Annotated in this window: 14 protein-coding genes; 7 read left to right on the forward strand and 7 right to left on the reverse strand. The window is 62.9% G+C overall.

Annotated features, from left to right (window positions below):
* Positions 1–12: 12 nt before the first annotated feature.
* Both KJY40_RS19625 and KJY40_RS19630 read right to left on the reverse strand, forming a co-directional pair.
* Entirely contained in the window at positions 13–4482 is a 4470-nt protein-coding gene (locus tag KJY40_RS19625; RefSeq protein ID WP_230731949.1) for a hemagglutinin repeat-containing protein, read from the reverse strand.
* Positions 4483–4576: 94 nt separating this feature from the next.
* Positions 4577–6304 carry a ShlB/FhaC/HecB family hemolysin secretion/activation protein gene (locus tag KJY40_RS19630; protein ID WP_230731951.1) on the reverse strand — a complete coding sequence of 576 codons (1728 nt, stop codon included), beginning with the start codon at positions 6302–6304 and terminating at the stop codon, positions 4577–4579.
* 234 nt (positions 6305–6538) lie between these two features.
* Between KJY40_RS19630 and KJY40_RS19635 the strand changes: the two genes are divergently transcribed.
* Positions 6539–7660 (forward strand): HlyD family secretion protein, encoded by a 1122-nt coding sequence (locus tag KJY40_RS19635; RefSeq protein ID WP_230731953.1) that lies wholly within the window; start codon positions 6539–6541, stop codon positions 7658–7660.
* Positions 7657–9249 (forward strand): DHA2 family efflux MFS transporter permease subunit, encoded by a 1593-nt coding sequence (locus KJY40_RS19640; protein WP_230731955.1) that lies wholly within the window; start codon positions 7657–7659, stop codon positions 9247–9249. The genes KJY40_RS19635 and KJY40_RS19640 overlap by 4 nt, the downstream gene beginning before the upstream one ends.
* A 4-nt stretch (positions 9250–9253) precedes the next feature.
* Here KJY40_RS19640 and KJY40_RS19645 read toward each other — a convergent pair whose 3' ends face one another.
* Positions 9254–9694, reverse strand: coding sequence for a carboxymuconolactone decarboxylase family protein (locus tag KJY40_RS19645; RefSeq protein WP_007955895.1), 441 nt, complete (start codon positions 9692–9694; stop codon positions 9254–9256).
* A 228-nt stretch (positions 9695–9922) separates the two neighbouring features.
* Here KJY40_RS19645 and KJY40_RS19650 point away from each other — a divergent pair, with 228 nt between their 5' ends.
* The 3 genes from KJY40_RS19650 (at position 9923) to KJY40_RS19660 (ending at position 13917) form a co-directional block, all read left to right on the forward strand.
* On the forward strand, positions 9923–10429 hold the full coding sequence (locus KJY40_RS19650; RefSeq protein ID WP_230731956.1) for a sigma-70 family RNA polymerase sigma factor: 507 nt from the start codon (positions 9923–9925) through the stop codon (positions 10427–10429).
* Positions 10429–11388 (forward strand): FecR domain-containing protein, encoded by a 960-nt coding sequence (locus tag KJY40_RS19655; RefSeq protein WP_230731957.1) that lies wholly within the window; start codon positions 10429–10431, stop codon positions 11386–11388. The genes KJY40_RS19650 and KJY40_RS19655 overlap by 1 nt, the downstream gene beginning before the upstream one ends.
* Positions 11389–11487: 99 nt before the next feature.
* A complete protein-coding gene (locus tag KJY40_RS19660) occupies positions 11488–13917 on the forward strand; it encodes a TonB-dependent receptor (RefSeq protein ID WP_230731958.1) in 2430 nt (809 codons plus the stop codon).
* A 71-nt stretch (positions 13918–13988) separates the two neighbouring features.
* On the opposite strand, the gene KJY40_RS19665 is transcribed toward KJY40_RS19660, so the two are convergent.
* The 3 genes from KJY40_RS19665 to KJY40_RS19675 form a co-directional block, all read right to left on the reverse strand.
* On the reverse strand, positions 13989–15560 hold the full coding sequence (locus KJY40_RS19665) for a sensor domain-containing diguanylate cyclase (RefSeq protein ID WP_230731959.1): 1572 nt from the start codon (positions 15558–15560) through the stop codon (positions 13989–13991).
* Between the two features lie 188 nt (positions 15561–15748).
* On the reverse strand, positions 15749–16522 hold the full coding sequence (locus tag KJY40_RS19670) for an aldolase (RefSeq protein ID WP_230731962.1): 774 nt from the start codon (positions 16520–16522) through the stop codon (positions 15749–15751).
* 15 nt (positions 16523–16537) lie between these two features.
* Positions 16538–17242, reverse strand: a complete 705-nt coding sequence (locus tag KJY40_RS19675; RefSeq protein WP_230731964.1) for a haloacid dehalogenase type II — start codon at positions 17240–17242, stop codon at positions 16538–16540.
* Positions 17243–17351: 109 nt separating this feature from the next.
* Here KJY40_RS19675 and KJY40_RS19680 point away from each other — a divergent pair, with 109 nt between their 5' ends.
* Positions 17352–18209: a LysR substrate-binding domain-containing protein gene (locus tag KJY40_RS19680; protein ID WP_230731965.1), complete on the forward strand. Its 858-nt coding sequence runs from the start codon at positions 17352–17354 to the stop codon at positions 18207–18209.
* A gap of 52 nt (positions 18210–18261) precedes the next feature.
* Here the strand turns inward: KJY40_RS19680 and KJY40_RS19685 are convergent, their stop codons facing one another.
* Positions 18262–18921: a ribonuclease T2 gene (locus tag KJY40_RS19685; protein ID WP_230731968.1), complete on the reverse strand. Its 660-nt coding sequence runs from the start codon at positions 18919–18921 to the stop codon at positions 18262–18264.
* 165 nt (positions 18922–19086) lie between these two features.
* Here KJY40_RS19685 and KJY40_RS19690 point away from each other — a divergent pair, with 165 nt between their 5' ends.
* Positions 19087–19569, forward strand: coding sequence for a hypothetical protein (locus KJY40_RS19690; RefSeq protein WP_230731969.1), 483 nt, complete (start codon positions 19087–19089; stop codon positions 19567–19569).
* Positions 19570–19628: the final 59 nt, after the last annotated feature.

A 19628-nucleotide genomic window follows, 5' to 3' on the forward strand; every position in this document is an offset into this window, starting at 1 on the left:
TTTTGCGGTGTATCAGCCTTTTTCGTTGATGCCCGCTTGCAAAGTCTGGCTATCCAGATGCCCACTCAAAGTAACCGGGCCGACTTTCAGGTTGCCGTTTTCAAGGGAAACCTTCGGTGCGTTTTCTTCGGTTTTGTGTGGCAGGTCCAGGCCGGCTTTCACACCGTAGTCGAGGTTGCTCAGGTCGCTGCTGCTGACCTTCGAACCACCCAGATCGACCTTGCCTTCGGTGGCGGAAATCCGCGCACCGGTCAGCTGCGTAGCGCCTCCGACGTTGAGGTTCACACCCTGACTTGCGCTGATGCCGGAGGCCTGTTTCACGCTGTCCTTGTGCGCGTATTCGCCGTCGACTTTCAACGTTGGCTTGTAGTCGGTGCCCGCGAGTTTGCCCTTGTCGTCGGCCGGGGTCTTCTTGGCGGTCAGGCCCAGATCCACGTCAACCTTGGCGTGAGTGCTGGAGTCCTGACGGCTTTCGACCGACAGATCACCGGCCACGTTGCCGCTGACGTTACGCGCATCGATCCGCGCGCCGCTCAGGCTCGCATCACCCGCGCTGTTCAACACCACCGTGTCAGCCTTGATCTGGCTGTTCTGCTGGGTGGTGCCTTGCAGGTAATCCACGCCGACTTTGGCCCCGGCATTGAAGCCGTGGTCGCTGCTGACTTTTTCATCGGCGGCGGTCGGTGTGCTTTTGCTCAGATTGCCACCGGCATTCAGCGCGACGTTCCAGTTATTGCGGTTGTCGGTGGACTGCGCGGACTCCTGAACGAAACCGCCCTTCTGCGCGTCGATGCTGACGTTTGGCGCACTGACCTGAGTGCCTTGCAGGCGCACGGAATCGCCGCTCAGCAAAATGCCGTTCTGACTGTTGAGCTGGCCACCGCTGAGGGTCTGGGTGTTCTCGTTGACCCGACCGATGTTGAAGTTACCGCTAAGGTTGCCGCCCTGATCGCGGCTCTTCTCGCTGCTGGTTTTGCTGCCGCCGGCCTTCAGACCGCCGCCGAGGTTGCTGCCGGTGGCGACGTGCGAATCAGTGGCCGCTTGCAGGTCGAGCTTGCCGCCAGCCTTCAGGTCGATAGCACCAGCGCTGTCGATCTTCGTACCTTGCTGCACCTGATTGCCGCCGCTGCTCAATTGCACCGGGCCGTTGCCGCTGATACTGGCGACGTGCGCCTGGCTATCGGTGGTCTGGTTGCCTTTGTGATCGAGCTGGAACCCGGCGCCGAGATCGACGTTGGTGCCGTCGGTGCCCGGCAAGGTGCCGACAGTCAGCGAGCCGTCGCCGCGCAGGCTGGAGCTGTCGCTGCTTTGGCGGTCGTTGGCTTGATTCAGGGCCAGATCACCGCCGGTCTTGACGCTGACACCGCCCTGGCCGCCGTCGAAACGGCTGCCTTCGAACCGGGCATCGCCGCCGACATTGATGTTCACTCCCTGATTGCCAGCGTAACCGCCGACCACCGCCGTGGAACTGTTTTTGCTCGACTGGCTGCTTCCACCCGCGCCACTGCCGGCCACGTTCACGTCTTCACCGGTCTTGGTGTAGACGCGTACATCGACCTTGGCATCCACCGAATGATCGGTGCTGCTGTGGGTGTTGTTCGCGGCATCGGCCACCAGTTTGTCGGCGCTGATGTTCACTTTGCCGGCGCTGGCATTGTAATGGGTGCCCTGATCATGCAGGGTGCCGCCGACCTTCACGTCCACGGTCTGGCCGTCGAACCGGCTGACCACGGCGTTGCTGCCCTGCTCGGTTTTATCGGCGCCGGCATGACCGATTGCCACGTCGATACCGACGTTCGGCTGACCGAGATTGGCCAGTGCGTCCTTGTCCGGTACCTTGCCGTCGAGCACTTCTTTCACCGCGCCGGCAATCGGCCGGGCGATGTCTTTGTACTCGACGTTGGCGCCGATGTCCGCCGACCAGTTGCTCTCGCTGTGGGTGCTGCTCTCGGTGTGGCTGGCGGCACGGTTGTCGACTTCGTTGGCGGCGACGTTCAGACCGTTGCCGGACTTGAGTTGCGCGCCTTCGGTAGCGAGTTTGTCAGCGTTAATGTTCAGGCTGCCGCTGCTCTGCACATCGGTGGTTTGCGCGGTGGTTTTAGCGGTGGTGTCCTGCGAGGTGCTGTGCGAGAAATCCACGCCGCTGCCCGCGCGGTCGAGGCCGCCGGTGTAGTAGAAACCGCCGCCGGTGCTGCGGGTCTCGGTCGAGGTGCTGTGGCTGTCCTGCTCGGCCAGCAGCGAGACGTTCTTGCCGCTCAGGCTGGTGTCGCCAGCTGTGGATTTCACCTCGGCGCCCTTGAGCGTCACGTCGCCGCCCGCCTTCACCTGCACGCTGCCGCCGCTGAGGCTGGAACCCTGCTGGGTGACGTCGTTGGTGGTGACGGTTTGCGCCTTGTCTTCGTAATGCACGCCGGCGCGATACTGCTCCGCCGTTTGCTCCTTGGCGTAGGCGTCGAAGCCGCGGGTCTGCGTGCTGTTGCTGCTGTCGTGGGTGTTCTGCGTCGAATGCACATTCACATCACCCGCCGCATCCGCCGTCAGCGAACCGCCGGCCTTGACCGTGGAGCCTGCGACTTCGATGTCCTTGGCGCTCTTGAGCTTGAGGTTGCTGTCCGACACCAGCTCGCTGCGCACCGTGGTGCTGTCCTTGCTGTTCTGCCGGGACTCGTCCTTGGTGATGCCGAAGAACTTACTGTCCTTGTCGTGGTTGTTGCTGTGCGAGGTGTCCTGCACGCCGTCGATGGTCAGCGAACCGTTGTCGCTGATCACGCTGGCGTCTTTGCCGCCACGCACCTGGCTGCCGCTGATGCGCACGTCGTCCGCCTTGACCACCAGTTTGCCGGCCGCATTGACCTTGCTGCCCTGATGCTGGGTCTGGCCTTTGTCGGCGTCGCCGGTCTTGCCGAAGAAGCCGCCGCCAACCAGATCACCGGAATAGCGGTTATCGCTGCTGCGGTTAGTGCGGGTCGCGGTGGTGATTTCCACTTGTTTGCCGGCCAGTTGCAGATCGCCGGCGCTGTTCAGTTCGGCGCCTTCGGAACGCAACAGTGCAGCGGTTTGCAGGGCGATGTTGCCGGCCTTCAATTGGCTGGTGATGCTGCGCTGCTCTTCGCTGCTGCTGTCCCAATCGGCTTTCCACAGGTGTTTGCGGTGCTTGCCCTGATCGGTCTGGGTGTGGCTTTCAGTGGCGGCGGTCAGGCGCAGATCGCCGCCGCTTTGCACGTTGAGGTTGTTCTTCGCTTCGACCTTGGCGGCCTTCAGTTCGGTGTCTTTGCCGGACGACAGCTGCGCGTCGCGGCTGGCGACGATCTGGCTGCCGTGCTGGCGCGAATCGCTGTCGGTCTTGGTGCGCTCGTAAGTTTCCCAGGTGATGCCGATGGTGCTGTTGTTCCAGTTCTCGCGCTGTTCCTGGAGCTTGCGGCTTTCGACGGTGGTCAGGGTCAGATTGCGTTTGGCCTCGACCTTCACATCACGACCGCTGACATCGGTGGCGGCCAGCGTCAGATCCTTGCCACTGTGCAGGCCGACGTCGCCCTGGCTGCTGCGAATGCCGGCGCGGGTCACGTCGAGGCTGTCCGGAATCGCCTGACCACTGACGCTCAGGTCGCCCGCCGAACGGATCTGTACACCGTCACGCCCGGCGACTTGCACAGCGCCAACCTTCACGCCCGCGCCTTCAGCGGTGCTGACGATGTTGATGCGCCCGGCTTGCATCGCGCCGAACAGGCTGGCGTCGATCCGTTGATCGGTGGTGTTGCCCGCCGGGTCCACGGCTTTCACCTGGCCGCTGGCGTAATCGATCTGATTGCGCCCGACGGTGAGGTTCAGTTGGTCACGCGCAGTGATTGCGCCCTGGCTGTCGATGCGTGGGGCGATCAGGTTGATCGAGCCTTCGCCGTTGCGCAGCCCGCCACTCTGGATCTGCAGCTGACCGGTGGCGTCGCGGGTGCTCAGGGCTTGCAGTTTGCCGTCGTTCAGCTCGGGACGGCCGACCACCAGATTGGCGTTCGGCGTGTTGATGAAGCTGCCGCCATTCACCGAAATGCCGTTCGGGTTGGCGAGCACGTAGTCGGCGGCGCGACCGAAGATTTCCTGGGCGCCGTTGATGGCCGACGGGTTGCGGCTGATCACTTCGTTGAGGATCACGCTCGCGGCCTGGCCCTGCAATTGCGGGTTGGCCGCCAGTTGCCCGGCGAGCTGCGATTGCCCGGCCTGCAAGGCGTTGTTCAGGACCAGGCCCTGACGGTCGACGTTGTAGTCGAGGAACTGGTTGTGCGACAGGCCCTGTCCGTTGGGCGCGACGATGTTGACGATCGGGACGCCGCCCTGGGTTTGCAGTTGCGCGGTGCCGCCGGGGCCGGGCGCGACCACCACACCGCCGGCCATGGCGCCCGGCAGGTGAGCGACCAGGAACAGGCTGGCGATGGCCCAGCGCAGTTTGCCCCGTGGGGAAAGATGAAACGCAAAGGTATTCATTGGCATAAAAAACTCTCCATGTAGTGCGGCATCACGTTGCGCGTTGAGTTGAAGGCCACGGCTGTCGCGCTCAGGTCCGATGGCTGTTGTTCACTGACGTTCATATCTGTAATCCGACCCGCATCAGCCAGGTTTCAGGCTCCCGGTGCAGGCCGGTCGGGGCGTTCAGGCCGCGTTGGTAATCGACATCCACTTGCAGGTTTTTCCAGCCCAGATTGAGGCCGATGCTGGCGCCGCTCAGGCGTTGAACCGGGGCGCCGTGATCGGCCTTGATCCAGCCGTGGTCGAGGCCGACGCGCGGGGTGAACTGCACCGGTAAATCGGTGCGCAGCGGAAGACGCAAGGTGTTGCGCCAGATCGCGCCGCTGGCGCCGGACGCGCTGCTGACCCGGTAACCGCGCACGGCGGAATCGTCGGTGCCGAGCAATTGTTCGATGGCTGGCAGCGGATCCGGGCTGTACTGCAAATTGAGTTGGCTCTGCCATTGCCAGGCTTGCGCGCCGAGCTGGCCGTTGCGCCACTGGCTGAGGCCGGCGCGGTACTTGCGAAACTGTGCCTTGGGCAGGTTTTTGACCTGGCGATCGGCATCGTCGTCGGCGCCGAACCACCGCAATCCCTGGGCGTAATTGACGTCGAGGTTCCACACCGCGCGATCGAGCCAGAACAGATTGAGCCCGGCCTCTGCCACGGTCAGGGTCGGGCTCTGGATGCCGAGGCGGACGTTTTCCAGATAGCTGTCGACGTCCTTGTGCGCCAGTTGCAGGTTGGCGCTGAGCTGATGGCTCTGGTCGCGCCACAACACACGGTCGGCGCGCAGGCTGAGCTGATCGGTGATGCCGGTGCTGTGGAAAGTCAGCGTGCTGAGCTTGAACGGCGCGCGGTATTCGGCGTGGCTGGCGAAGGTGCTGAACGTCCAGTAGCCGTAGGGAATCGCGTAGTAGAGGCTGGCGTTGCGGCTGTAGCGGTCGCCCTGATTGAGGGTGTCGCTGGCGCTGAGACTCAACAGATCGTTGAGCTCGAGCGGACTGTCGAGGGTCAGGCTCAGCGTGTCGCGATCACGGCCGGTGCTGGCGCTGCCGAGGTTGTCGAAACCGGCACCAAGGGCCCAGCGTGACTGCCCCGAGGTGCGCGAGCGCAGGATGATTTTCGACGCACCGGGCTGACTGCCGGGGGCGATGTCGGCGGTCAGATCGAGCGAACGCAGACGGTTCAACTGATCCAGACCCTGTTCCAGATCCCGAAGGTTCAGCGGCTTGCCGAGCATGCCGGGAAACGCCCCGCCGAGCGACACCGGCAAGCTTTGGTCCGCCAGTTCGATGGACTCGATGTAGCCTTCATCGATCAGGATATCCAGCGATTGCCCCGCTGCCGGCGCACTGCTCAAGTATGGCCGACTGGCGATGTAGCCCTTCTCCACGTACAGCGCGGTGATGGTCGCCAGCAGATGGTTGATCTGGCCGACGCCCATGCACGGTGCCAGCAGCGGTTCGATCCGGGCGTTGAGTTTGTCTTTATCGATCAGCGTGACACCACCGATACGCGTACCGCTCAGAGGCCAGCAGCGTTCGTCGGGTTTGATCGATTCAGGAATGGCCGGAGTGGCAGGCGTCGGGCCGAACGCGCCGCGCTCCAGTTGCCGCTTGCGCTGTTCGAGTTGCAGCTGTTGCAGATCGCGCTGTTGCAGTTGCTGCTGGCGCAGTACTTCCTGGCCAGGAGCTGAAGCTTCGGCGGCGAGAACGCTGGGCGCACACACACTCAACAACAAGGCCGACAACAGCGGGCGAGGCAAAGTACGACTACGAGAAACAGCGCAAAGCGAATACGGCACTCAACATCCTTGCAATCAACTGGCTTAATGCCACCCCATCAATAGCGGTGATAGTCAGAGCCTTCCTACGCAAATGCAAGACGCTTCCTACAGCGCTTACATTTCTTAAACAAATGATCAGCTTTTCTTTCAACACCCCCATCTGACGACCGGCGATAAAAATCAATTGCCACAAAATATTACTCACGTCATATTACAGCCGTAATAACAACCCGTTTCCCCAGGTATTACGCCATGACCAGCATGCCCACCGTAGAACCCGATCTCGCCGTACCGGTCAGCGCCCCCAAACCTCCCCTGCTCAAACGCCTGCTGTTGCCCACTGCGGGGCTGGCCGCGTTGGTGTTCGCCGGGCTGTATGCCGTGCATTGGTGGGGCGCCGGTCGATTTCTCGAGGAGACCGACGATGCCTACATCGGCGGCGACGTCACGGTGATCGGGCCGAAGGTCGCCGGTTACATCGAGGAAGTGCTGGTCAGCGACAACCAGAAGGTCAAGGCCGGCGACGTGCTGATTCGCCTCGACGCCCGCGACTACCGCGCCAATCTGGCCAAGGCCGAAGGCGCCGTTGCCGCCGAAGAAGCGCTGCTGGCCAACCTCGACGCCACCGAACAACTGCAGCAAGCGGTGATCGGTCAGGCCCGCGCCGGGATCGATGCCGCCAGCGCCGAAACCGCCCGTTCCCGGGATGACAACGCACGCTACAAGCGTCTGGTGACCACCAATGCAGTCTCGGTTGAAAGCGCGCAACGGGCCGACGCCACCTTCAAGACCGCGCAAGCCCTGAGCGCCAAGGCCCAGGCCGAACTGCTGGCCGCGCAACGCCAACTCACCGTGATCGAAACCCAGAAACAACAGGCCCGCGCCGCCCTCCAGCAAGCCCGGGCCGAGCGTGATCTGGCACAAATCAACCTCGGCTACACCGAACTGCGTGCCCCGGTCGACGGCGTGATCGGCAACCGCCGCGCGCGGGTCGGCGCCTATGCCCAGGCCGGTTCGCAACAGTTGTCGGTGGTACCGGCCAGCGGTCTGTGGGTCGATGCCAATTTCAAGGAAGACCAACTGGCGCGGATGAAACCCGGCCAGCGCGTGAGCATCCGCGCCGACGTGTTGTCCGGCCAGGAATTCCACGGTCGCCTCGACAGCCTCGCCCCGGCCACCGGTTCGCAGTTCAGCGTGCTGCCGCCGGAAAACGCCACCGGCAATTTCACCAAAATCGTCCAGCGCGTGCCGGTGCGGATCCTGCTCGACCCGGCGGACGGTGTGCTCGGCCATCTGCGTCCGGGCCTGTCGGTGACCGCTGAAGTCGACACCCGCGCCCAACCTGAAACCAACGCCGTGGCCAGCGCGCCATGAGCACCGCCCTCACCGCCTCCGCGCAGCCATTCAATGCCACAGACATGGCGACGGCGACCAAGGTGTTCGCCTTCGCCACGATGTGCATCGGCATGTTCATCGCGTTGCTGGACATCCAGATCGTCTCGGCCTCGCTGCGCGATATCGGCGGCGGGTTGTCCGCCGGCACCGATGAAACGGCATGGGTGCAGACCAGTTATTTAATCGCCGAAATCATCGTGATTCCGCTGTCGGGTTGGCTGTCGCGGGTGTTTTCCACGCGCTGGCTGTTCTGCGCTTCAGCGGTCGGCTTTACCCTCGCCAGCCTGCTCTGCGGCATCGCCTGGAACATCCAGAGCATGATCGCCTTTCGCGCGCTGCAAGGGTTTCTCGGCGGGTCGATGATTCCGCTGGTGTTCACCACGGCGTTCTTTTTCTTTACCGGCAAACAGCGAGTGATTGCTGCCGCGACCATCGGCGCCGTGGCGTCGCTGGCACCGACGCTGGGCCCGGTGATCGGCGGCTGGATTACCGATATTTCGTCCTGGCACTGGCTGTTCTACATCAACCTGGTGCCGGGGATTTTCGTCGCCGTGGCGGTGCCGATGCTGGTGAAGATCGATCAGCCGGAACTGTCACTGCTCAAGGGCGCGGACTATTTGAGCATGGTGTTTCTGGCGCTGTTTCTCGGTTGCCTGGAATACACCCTCGAAGAAGGCCCGCGCTGGAACTGGTTCAGCGATCAAACGATTCTGACCACCGCGTGGATCAGTGGCCTCGCCGGGCTGGCCTTCATCGGCCGCACGTTGCACGTGGCCAATCCGATCGTCGACCTGCGCGCGCTCAAGGATCGCAATTTCGCCCTCGGCTGCTTCTTTTCCTTCGTCACCGGGATCGGCCTGTTCGCGACGATTTACCTGACACCGCTGTTTCTCGGCCGGGTGCGCGGCTACGGCGCGCTGGACATTGGTCTGGCGGTTTTCTCCACCGGGGTGTTCCAGATCATGGCGATTCCGCTGTACGCCTTTTTGGCCAATCGCATCGATTTGCGCTGGATCATGATGGCGGGCCTGGCGTTGTTTGCGTTGTCGATGTGGGAATTCAGTCCGATCACCCACGACTGGGGCGCCGGAGAATTGATGCTGCCGCAAGCCTTGCGCGGTATTGCCCAGCAACTGGCGGTGCCACCGGCGGTGACATTGACTTTGGGTGGTTTGGCACCGGCGCGTCTGAAACATGCGTCGGGCCTGTTCAATCTGATGCGCAATCTGGGCGGGGCAATCGGGATTGCCGCGTGCGCGACCATTCTCAACGACCGCACCAACCTGCACTTCACCCGGTTGGCGGAGCATCTGAACAGCAGCAACGAAGCGGTGAATCAATGGCTGGCCCAGGTCGGCGGCAACTTTGCCGCGCTGGGTCAGAGCGGCGATGTCGGCCTCACCGCCAGCCTGCGTCAGCTATGGCTGCTGACCTACCGTGAAGCGCAGACGCAAACCTACGGCGACACGTTCCTGATGATCATGGTGTGCTTCGGCATCGCCACGGCGATGGTGCCCTTGATGCGCAAGGTGCAGCCACCGGCCGCGCCGAGTGCCGATGCACATTGATCGGTCAGGCCTGTGGGGTTTTACGGAAGCCCACGGCCAGACGGTTCCAGCTGTTGATGGTGCTGATTGCGACGCTCAGGTCGACCATCTCTTTGGGCGAGAACTGGGCGGCGACCACTTCGTAGTCTTCGTCCGGGGCGTGGGTCAGGCTCAACTGGGTCAGGGTTTCGGTCCACAGCAGCGCGGCGCGTTCACGTTCGGTGAAGAACGGCGCTTCACGCCATGCGGTCACGGCGAACAACCGGCGCGGGGTTTCGCCGCCCTTGATCGCGTCGGCGGTGTGCATGTCGATGCAGAACGCGCAGCCGTTGATCTGCGAAGCGCGCAGCTTGACCAGTTCGATCAGGGTCTTTTCCAGCGGCAGTTTCGAGACGGCGGTTTCCAGGGCGATCATCGCTTTCAGGGCATCTGGGGACGCGGTGTAGAAATCGATACGAGGTTTCATGGCGACTCTCCGGGGCAAATAAATGTGTGGCTACGGTAGTCCCGGGGCCGGGTCAGGCAAATAGCCAATCTCCCGGAAGTCGGGTAGGCCACTCCTCTGGCGTCAGAAAAGAAAGTGTAAATGGGCAATTGCCAGCACTCGTTCCGCGACACTAGAATGCGATCAATTCTTAATTGCACTCTTGATTGCAGCCAGGCAACGGATGCCCGAAACGAGTATCTGCTCTTCATGTCGCCCCTCGACCCGCCGTTGAATCAGCAAGTCCACAGCCTCTACAGCGAACACCACGGGTGGCTGCAGGGGTGGTTGCAGCGCAAGCTGGGCAATCGTTGCGATGCGGCCGATCTGGCGCACGACACCTTCATGCGCCTGCTAACCCGTCAGGTGATCAAGCCACTGGGCAGCGAACCCCGGGCGTTGCTGACGCACATCGCCAAAGGCCTGGTGATCGACCGCTGGCGGCGTCAGGACCTTGAGCGCGCCTATCTGGAAACCATCGCGCACCTGCCGGCTGCCGAAGTGCCCTCGCCGGAAACCCGCTACCTGATTCTCGAGACCCTGTGGCGCATCGAAGCGCTGCTGCGCGAACTGCCCGAGCAGACCCGCGATACGTTCCTGCTGTCACAGATCGAAGGCCTGACCTACGCGCAGATCGCCACGCGCCTGAGTGTTTCGCTGATCACCGTCAAGCGGCACATGCGTGCCGCGTTCATTGCCTGTCTGAGTGTCGCCTGATGAATTCGTCGATGATCAATCCGCAGATTCTCGGCGAAGCCGCCGACTGGCTGGTGCAACTGCACTCCGGCGCCGCCACTCCGTCAGATCACCAGGCCATCGCTCAATGGCGCACACGCAGCGCCGAGCATGCCATCGCCTGGCAACGGGCCGAAGCCCTGCTGGGGGATTTACGCAGCGTGCCGGCCAACGTCGCGATCCAGACCTTGAAACGCGCGTCCCGCAAAGAAGGCCTGAGCCGCCGCCAGACCCTCACCCGCCTCGGCTTGCTGTTGATGGCCGGGCCGCTGGGCATCGCCTCGCAACATGTGCCGTGGCAGCAATGGACCGCCGACCAGCGCACCGCCGTTGGCGAGCAGAAGAACCTGCAATTGCCGGACGGCACTCAACTGGTGCTCAACACCGACAGTGCCGTGGACATCGCTTTCAGCCCGGTGGAGCGTCGCGTCCTGCTGCTCAACGGCGAAGTGCTGATCAACACCGCCACAGACGCCGGCGCCCGTCCGTTCATTGTCGAAACCCCGCAGGGTGTGGCCCGCGCACTGGGCACGCGATTCTGCGTGCGCACCGAGGGTTCGCGCAGCCAGGTCTCGGTGCTTGAGGGCCAGGTGCAGATCACCCCGCAACTGCTCAAGCAGAACGCGATTCTCCAGGCCGGCGAGCGCCAGCGCTTCAAGCTCAACAGTTTCGAAAGCGCCGAAACCTTCGACACCGCGTCCCTGGCCTGGGACAAAGGCATGCTGCTGGCCAGCAACATGCGTCTCGACGAATTGCTCGGCGAGTTGAGCCGCTATCGCCGGGGCGTGCTGCGCTGTCATCCGGACGTGGCGGCGATGCGTGTGTCCGGAGCGTTTTCCCTGCGCGACACCGACGCCAGCCTGCGTTTGCTCAGCGATACGTTGCCGCTGAACATCAACAGCCTGACCCGTTATTGGCTGTCGGTGGAACCGCGTGTCTGAGCCCTCGGAAAATATTTTCAATATTCGCTGATACCTTTTCGCGACTCGTCCGGTGAGTGGATAGACCTTTCAATTCCACGCCCCCGACAGGAACACCGAATGACCGCAATGCCATCGCCCCGCCCCGCCACCTTTGCGCTCAAGGCCTTGAACCTGAGCCTGGCCCTGGCCTTCAGCGCACTGCTGCCGACCGCCGCCCACGCCGCCGACAGCGTCAGTGAAAGCGCCAGCCGCAGCGTCAACATCGGCCCCGGCCTGCTCAGCCATGTGCTGGCGCAATTTGCGGTCAGCGTCGGCGTGCCGATGTCGTTCGATCCGGCGCAACTGGGCAATCGCCAGAGCCCCGGCCTGCAAGGCAGTTACACCGCGCAGAGCGGTTTTGCCCGGTTGCTGGAAGGCAGCGGTTTCGAGCTGATCAGCACCGGCCACAATGGCTACACCGTGGCGCCGAAAGTCGCGGCGGACGGCGCGCTGGAACTCGGCGCCACCAACGTCAGCGCCCTGCACGACGACAGCGGCGACACCTTTGGCGGCGAACAGGTCGCCCGCCGCGCGCAGATCGGCATGCTCGGCAATCAGGAGGTCAATGATCTGCCCTTCAGCGTTACCAGCTACACCGCCAAGACCATGGCCGACCAACAGGCCCAGACCGTTGGCGATGTGTTGCTCAACGACTCATCGGTGCGCCAGTCCAACGGCTTCGGCAACTTCTCGCAGATGTTCATGATCCGCGGCCTGCCGCTGGCCTCCGATGATATTTCCTATAACGGCCTGTACGGCGTGCTGCCCCGGCAGATCATCGCCGTCGAAGCGCTGGACCGGGTGGAACTGTTCAAGGGGCCGAACGCGTTCGTCAACGGCGTGACCCCGAGCGGCAGCGGCATCGGTGGCGGGATCAACCTGCAACCCAAACGCGCGCTGGACACGCCGACCCGCAGCGTCACCCTCGACTACAGCGCCGACGGCCGGGTCGGCGGACATCTGGATCTGGGCCAGCGCTTTGGCGAGGACAACCGCTTCGGCGCGCGGGTCAACCTGATGCAGCGCGAGGGCGACACCGCCGTCGATGACGAAGACCAGCGCTCGTCGCTGTTCACCGTCGGCCTGGACTATCGCGGCGATCGCCTGCGGGTCTCGACCGATTTCGGCTATCAGAAGCAGGTCATCAACCAGGGTCGCTCGGTGATCTATGTCGATTCGAGCCTGACCAAAGCCCCCAAAGTGCCGCACGCCAATGCCAGCTACGCCCAGAGCTGGAGCTACTCGCAACTCGAAGACACCTTCGGCATGGCCCGCGCCGAGTACGACCTGAACGACAACTGGACGGCCTACGTGTCCGGCGGCGCCAAGCACACCCGCGAGAACGGCGTGTACTCGTCGCTGACCGTCACCGACCTCGACGGCAATGCCCGTGGCGGCATGCTCTACTCGCCCCACGACGAAGACAACCAGAGCGCCATGGCCGGACTCAACGGCCGCTTCGACACCGGCCCCGTCACCCATCAATTGAACCTCGGCTGGGCGGGTATCTGGGGCGAGCAGCGCTCGGCGTTCGAAACCATTGGCACCGCCGGACGCTACAGCACCAACCTGTACAACGTCACCGACAAGCCGCGCCCGGCGCCCACCTCGTTCGCCAGCGACATCAGCGACCCGCGTATCACCGGCAAGAACACCCTGCGCAGCGAGGCGATTTCCGACACCCTCGGCTTCGTCGATGACCGCATCCTGCTGACCCTCGGCGTGCGCCGCCAGGAACTGAAAGTCGACGGCTGGAGCACCGCCACCGGCGCCCGCACGTCGAGTTATGAAGAGTCGATCACCACCCCGGTCTACGGCCTGGTGATCAAGCCGTGGGAACACCTGTCGTTCTACGCCAACCGCATTGAAGGCCTGGCCAAGGGCCCGACACCGCCGACCACCGCGATCAACCGCGACGAAACCTTCGCCCCGGTACGCAGCAAGCAGATCGAGGCCGGCATGCGCCTGGACATGGGCAGCTACGGCGCCAACCTCGGCGTCTATCGCATCGAGCAACCGTCGAGCTACACCCAGGACGGAATCTTCCGGGTCGATGGCCAGCAGACCAACAAAGGCGTGGAACTCAACGTCTACGGCGAACCGCTTGATGGCCTGCGCCTGCTCAGCGGCGCAACGCTGATGAAGACTGAACTGGAAGGCAGCAGCAACGGTGTGAATGACGGCAACCGCGCCGTCGGCGTACCGCGCTTCCAGTTCAACCTCGGCGCCGACTGGGACATTCCGGGCCTCGAAGGCGCCGCCCTCAGCGCGCGGATGTTGCGCACCGGCGGTCAGTACCTGAACGCGGCCAACACCCAGAGCATTCCGGCGTGGAACCGCTTCGACCTCGGCTCGCGCTACGCCTTCAAGCTGGATGAAAAGCAGATCACCCTGCGGGCCAATCTGGAAAACGTCGCCAACGAAGCCTATTGGGCTTCGGCCAACGGCGGTTACCTGACCCAGGGCACGCCGCGCACGCTGAAGGTTTCGGCGACCGTGGACTTCTGATCACACGCGGTCACACCGTCAACGCAACGAAAAAGAGCAGGCCATGGCCTGCTCTTTTTTTGCCTCGATGTTCAGCGATCCGAGCGCAGCAATTCGCCGAGGCCGACGTCCATCGACAATACGGCCGCGCGATTGCGGCCGGCGTTCTTGGCCTGGTACAGCGCCGCGTCCGCGCGCTGGATGAACAGCTCGGGGCTGTCGTTGCCCAGCGGAATAAACGAATAGCAGCCCAGGCTCACCGTCAGATAACCGGTGGGCGAGCCGCTGTGGGTGATGTGTTTGTCCATGACGCTGCGGCGGATCTGCCCGGCAATCGCCAGCGCGCCGTTGATGTCGGTGTCCGGCAGCAATACTGCGAACTCTTCTCCGCCATAGCGCACCGCCAGATCGGATTTGCGCTGGCAGCAGTTTTTCACCACCTGCGCGACCTGCGTCAGGCAATGGTCGCCGGCCACATGGCCGTAGGCATCGTTGTAGCGTTTGAAGAAATCGATATCGAGCATGATCAGGCTGACCGGGCTCGACTGCCGCGCACCCCGGGCAAACTCCACTTCCAGCGAACGCTCGAACAGGCGCCGGTTTGCCAAGCCGGTGAGGCTGTCGTGAGTCGCGATCTGCTCCAGCGCCCGCTGGGCCTTGCGCAGGTTTTTCTCGATCCGCTCGCCATCGCGCACCTGATGAATGAACACCCAGCCGAACAGCCCCACGCCGAGCATCACCAGCGCCACGATCACGCTGGACTGGAACGCCCGGTCATGCCAGCCCTGGAGAATCGTGTCCCGCGATGAAGAGGCGGACACCACCAGCGGATAACTTTCCAGCTGCCGGTAACCGTAAAGACGCGTCACACCGTCGACCACCGAATCGATCATCGCGGTGCCGGCGGAGGCGTTGGGCAACAGCTTCTGATAGATCTCGCCCTTGGCCAGCGAGGTACCGATCAGGGCCTCGTCGAACGGCCGCCGGGCGAGCAAGGTGCCGTCGATCAGGCCGAGGAACATGGTGCCGTTGTCGTCCAGGCTGAAGCTTTTGAAGAACTTGTCGAAGTACGACATCTTGATCCCGGCCAGCAACACGCCCTGGAAATTGCCGGCGCGGTCGTTGACCCGTTTCGAGATCGGGATAATCCACTCGCCGTTCTCGCGGCTGCGGATCGCCGGGCCGATGTGCGCCACACCCGACACGTTCTGCTGGTGAAACTTGAAGTACTCGCGATCCGCCACGCCATTGCCGCGCGGCAGATCCGGGAACGAGGTAATCACCCACTGCCCTTCGCGGTCGAACAGGAACATGCCGTGCAACTGCTCCAGTTGCTGCACCCGCCGTGCGAGGGTTTTCTGCAAGCGAGGTTTCTGCACCGCGCCATAACCGTCTTCCTGAATCCAGTCGACCAGGCTGGTCATCACCAGATCCGCCGCCAGAAAGGTGTCTTCGGCCTGCTGCGCCATGGCCCGGGTCAGGTTGGCCGACGACATCTGCGCGTTAGCCAGATCCTGACGCCGCGACTGTTCGATCTGCAAATACAGCAGACCGGACAGGCACAGACACACGGCAACGATGAACAACACCGCCGCCTTGCGCAGGGGCAAACGCTTGAGGGTGCCGCCGGGGGCCTGATGCGGATCGTGGATGGGGATAGGCAAAAGCGTGTCCTGGGCAGGTACGACAGGGGCAAAGGCCCGAAACCCTTGTTTTTTGTGAGCGTAGCCCACCGGGTTGTATGGGGCAACCAAGTGCCACCGCGACAATCCCGACCCTGTTGCTATCGGCGCGCAGGGCAATTGGATGACCTGCGACACAAATTATTTTTGCCTGCCCGTTTTTGCCCGCATCAACCCTGACGGGCCAACCGCCGCATCGCACTGTGCAGATGCGCCTGCGCACTTTCCGGATCGCCCTCACGCATCTGCTCGTACGCCCGTTGCGCAATCGCGTGCGGCACCGGTTTCAACACCCGTTGCGTGGCCATCGCCAGCAGTTGCACTTGCGCGGCGCGCTCAAGGTAATACAGATCGTCCCAGGCTTCGGCGATGGTCGGCGCCGCAACAATCACCCCGTGATTCTTCAGGAACAGAATGTCGGCCTCGCCCATGACACCGGCAATCCGGTCGCCTTCGCGCTCGTCAAGCGCCAGCCCGTTGTAATGCTCGTCCACCGCCGTGCGCCCGTAGAACTTCAGCGCGGTCTGGCTCAGCCACAACATCGGCGGCCCCTCCAGCAGGCACAACGCCGTCGCGTTCGGCATGTGCGTGTGGAATGCGACCTTCACCCGTGGCAGTCGCTGATGCAGGCGCGCATGAATATAGAAAGCAGTGGCCTCCGGCCGGCCCTCGCCGTCCACCACGTTGCCGTCGAAGTCGCAGACCAGCAGGTTGTGCGCCGTCACTTCGGAAAACGCATAGCCGTAGGGATTGACCAGAAACAGGTCATCGTGCCCCGGCAACATCGCCGAAAAGTGATTGCAGATCCCCTCCTCCAAGCCGTGCAGCGCCGCTAGTTGAAAGCACGCTGCCAGCTCGCGACGGGCGGTGATGATGGCTTCGCTGTCGAGGTTCAACGAGCCGGAACGCGCGGGTCGGGCGCTGCCAGTCAGGGTATGGGCCATGGCGAAACTCCTTTCTTACCAGCCGATGGACGCGAACAGCGGGAGCACTTCGTCCAGCGTATTGAGGATCGCGTCGGGCCGGTAGTCCGGCAGCAACTGACGACCGGTCCCACGGTCAATCCATACGCAGCGAAAATGCATGTCGCGGGCCGCCGTGTGATCGAGCATCGGGCTGGCGCAGATGTGCACCACCTGATCGCGGCTGACGCCCAATTGTTCATGAGCGTAGTCGAACAGCCGCGGCGCCGGTTTGTAGGCGCCGGCCTGTTGCGCGGTGATCACCCGGTCGATGTGGCCACCGAGTTGAGCGACGTTGCCGGCGATGATGTCGTCATCGGTGTTGGAAACGATGCACAGCTTGAAACCCTTGGCCTTGAGCTGCGCGAGGGTCTCGACGACTTCGGGAAACGGCGGCATCTGCGGAATCGCGGCGGCCAGGCGCTGACTGTCTTCGCTGGCACTCGCCAAGCCCAGTTCTTCCAGGGCCAGTTGCAGGCCGAGGGTGCTGAGTTCGCGGAACGAGCGGTGCGGCGGTGTCTGTTCCAGGCGATGTTCGTGGCGGTCGTAAACCTCGATCAGGCGCCCGGCATCGACCCGGTGCTCGCCCTTCTCGCTCAGGATCCGCTCGGCCACGGCGCGCAGGCCTTCGTCCCATTGAATCAAGGTGCCGTAGCAATCGAAGGTCAGCCATTGCGGGCGCGGTGTGTTGATCAAGGTCATGGGGCATTCCTCTGCATGTGAGGGCTTCAGCTTATGAACTCGGGGTGATAGTGTGAAATTAAATAATTAGCCAACCGTCAGTTGCCAAACAAATATCGAGACCGCCGCCATGCTGGATCTGGAACTGCTGAAAACCTTCGTCTGCGTGGTTGATGAAGGCAGCTTCACCCGCGCCGCCGAACGCGTCCACCGCACTCAATCCACGGTCAGCCAACAGGTGCGCAAACTCGAAGACCTGGTCGGCCACGCCCTGCTGCTGCGTGACCGAACCGGGCTGAACGTCAGCGTCACCGAGCACGGCGAACTGCTGATCCACTACGCCCGCCGTCTGCTGGCCTTGTCCGCCGAGGCCAGCGAAGCCCTGGCCAGCGATCTGGATCTGGAGATCCTGCGCATCGGCATGCCGGAAGACTTCGACGCCCGACGCATGGCGCTGATCCTCGCCGGCTTCACCCGCAGCCACCCGCAAGCGCGGCTGGAAACCGTCAGCGGCATGAGCCTCGACCTGCGTCAACGCCTCGACAGCGGCGAAATCGACATCGCCCTGATCAAACGCGAACCCGACAGCGGCCCCGCCTGGGCCACCTGGCCGGAACGACTGGTGTGGGTCAAAGGCGTGGAATTCGATGCCTCCATAGGCGTGCTGCCGCTGGCGCTGTTTCCCCAGGGCTGCCTGTACCGACAACGGGCAATCCGCCTGCTCGACGTGGCGCAACGCCCTTGGCGGGTGGCCTTCGGCAGCCACAGCCTGACCGGCATTCAGGCGGCGGTCGCCTCAGGGCTTGGGGTTTCGGTGCTACCGGCGTCGGCAGTGTTGCCGGAGCATCGGGTGTGCACGGATTTGCCGCCGCTGCCGCCGACGGAGCTGGCGCTGGTCAGCCGCGAGGGGGTGTTGAGTGGATTGCAGCGGGGTTTGGTGGAGTTTTTGCGGGGGGAATTGGGGGTGGATGCGGGGGGATTTGCTTGAGGTTGATCGCAAAAAAACAGGCGCCTTTTCAGGCGCCTGTTTTTATGATCGGTCAACGCGACGGCGGCACTCGAATATCCCCCGCCCGACACTGGGTTTTCACGCCCTTGCCGCAGGCGCCGAATTGCAGGTCCTTGCCCATGCACACGCGCACTTCCGAGAGTTCCGGGCCGTTGCAGATCACCGCGATACCGTCTGACGGGATGCCCGGATTGCTCCTGCGAAACAGGTCGGCAATTTCCTGCGCTTCGAAGTAATAAGAGCTACTGAACGGTTGCAGCTCTTGCGGGATTTTCACCGCCGCCACGGCCTTGTCCGCTTCGTCCAGATAGCCCATGGCGCCGAGACCGCTGCAGGTGCCGTGCTTGCTCCATTCGTGATCGAGCAGTTTTTTGGTCGGGAACAGCGTCAGGCCTTTGGCCGTTTCGGCGGCCGACAGGTTGGTCAATGGCGGGCAGGATTGCGGCCAGCCGCCCTTGGCGTATTGCGGCCACAGGCCATGCAGGACAAAACCGTAGCCCTTGCCGGTGCATTGCGGGTCGTCCTTGTGGGTCAGGCAGAACGTCGGCGACCAGGACAAGGTCAGCAGGTAGTAATCGAATACCCCCGCCACCGATTCCGCTTTGCTGGCGGACGACTGGCGCGCCGAACTCAGGCCGATGCTACCGACCGTCAGCGCAATCAGCGCCATAATTGTAAAAAGCTTTTTCATGTTCCCGTTCCTTGGGACGCGTGCGTCCGTGGTTTCTGTGGTTCGACCATCACTTGGCCAGACGCTGATTGAGTCATGCCCGTGTTGCAAGCGCATGACGCAGGGCAAAACCTGCATTACTTTGAAAGGACTACGATGAAGTTGAAATCACCACAGGGAACCGACATGAGTAAAGCAGACGAACTCGCCGCGAAACTCAAACAAACCCGGCACACCCATGCTGACCAAATCACCTGCGCCGAACTGGAAATCGATTGCTGGCCGGCTCAGGTCTACGCGTTGTATCACCGTATCGAGGGCTGGTTGCAACCGGTCACCGAGGTAGGACTGAAGATTCGGCGAAATCCTACCCATGTTTGCGAAAGTTCACCGGATGGCGAGACCCACGACTACGCCATCGACCAGTTGGTCATCGAAGCCAATCACCACAGCCTCACGTTCGACCCCATTGCCCGCTTCACCGAAGACGGCTCGGGGCGTGTGCAAATCGTCCTGCCGGGGCGCGAAGCATCGCTGCTGCGCACGGTCGACGAACACGGCGAAAGTCATTGGTGGTTGCAGACGCTTGAGACCGGGCAACAGCTGGATGCGATTGCGTTGACGGAAAACAACCTGCTGCTGGTGGTTCAGGAGGGACTTGGGTTGTAGGTCGAACCTGACAAAACTGTAATCCACGCCTCAGCCGGCTGAAAGCTGCTGCGGGTTAG

Source organism: Pseudomonas fitomaticsae (genome assembly GCF_021018765.1).
GTDB classification, from domain to species: Bacteria; Pseudomonadota; Gammaproteobacteria; order Pseudomonadales; family Pseudomonadaceae; genus Aquipseudomonas; species Aquipseudomonas fitomaticsae.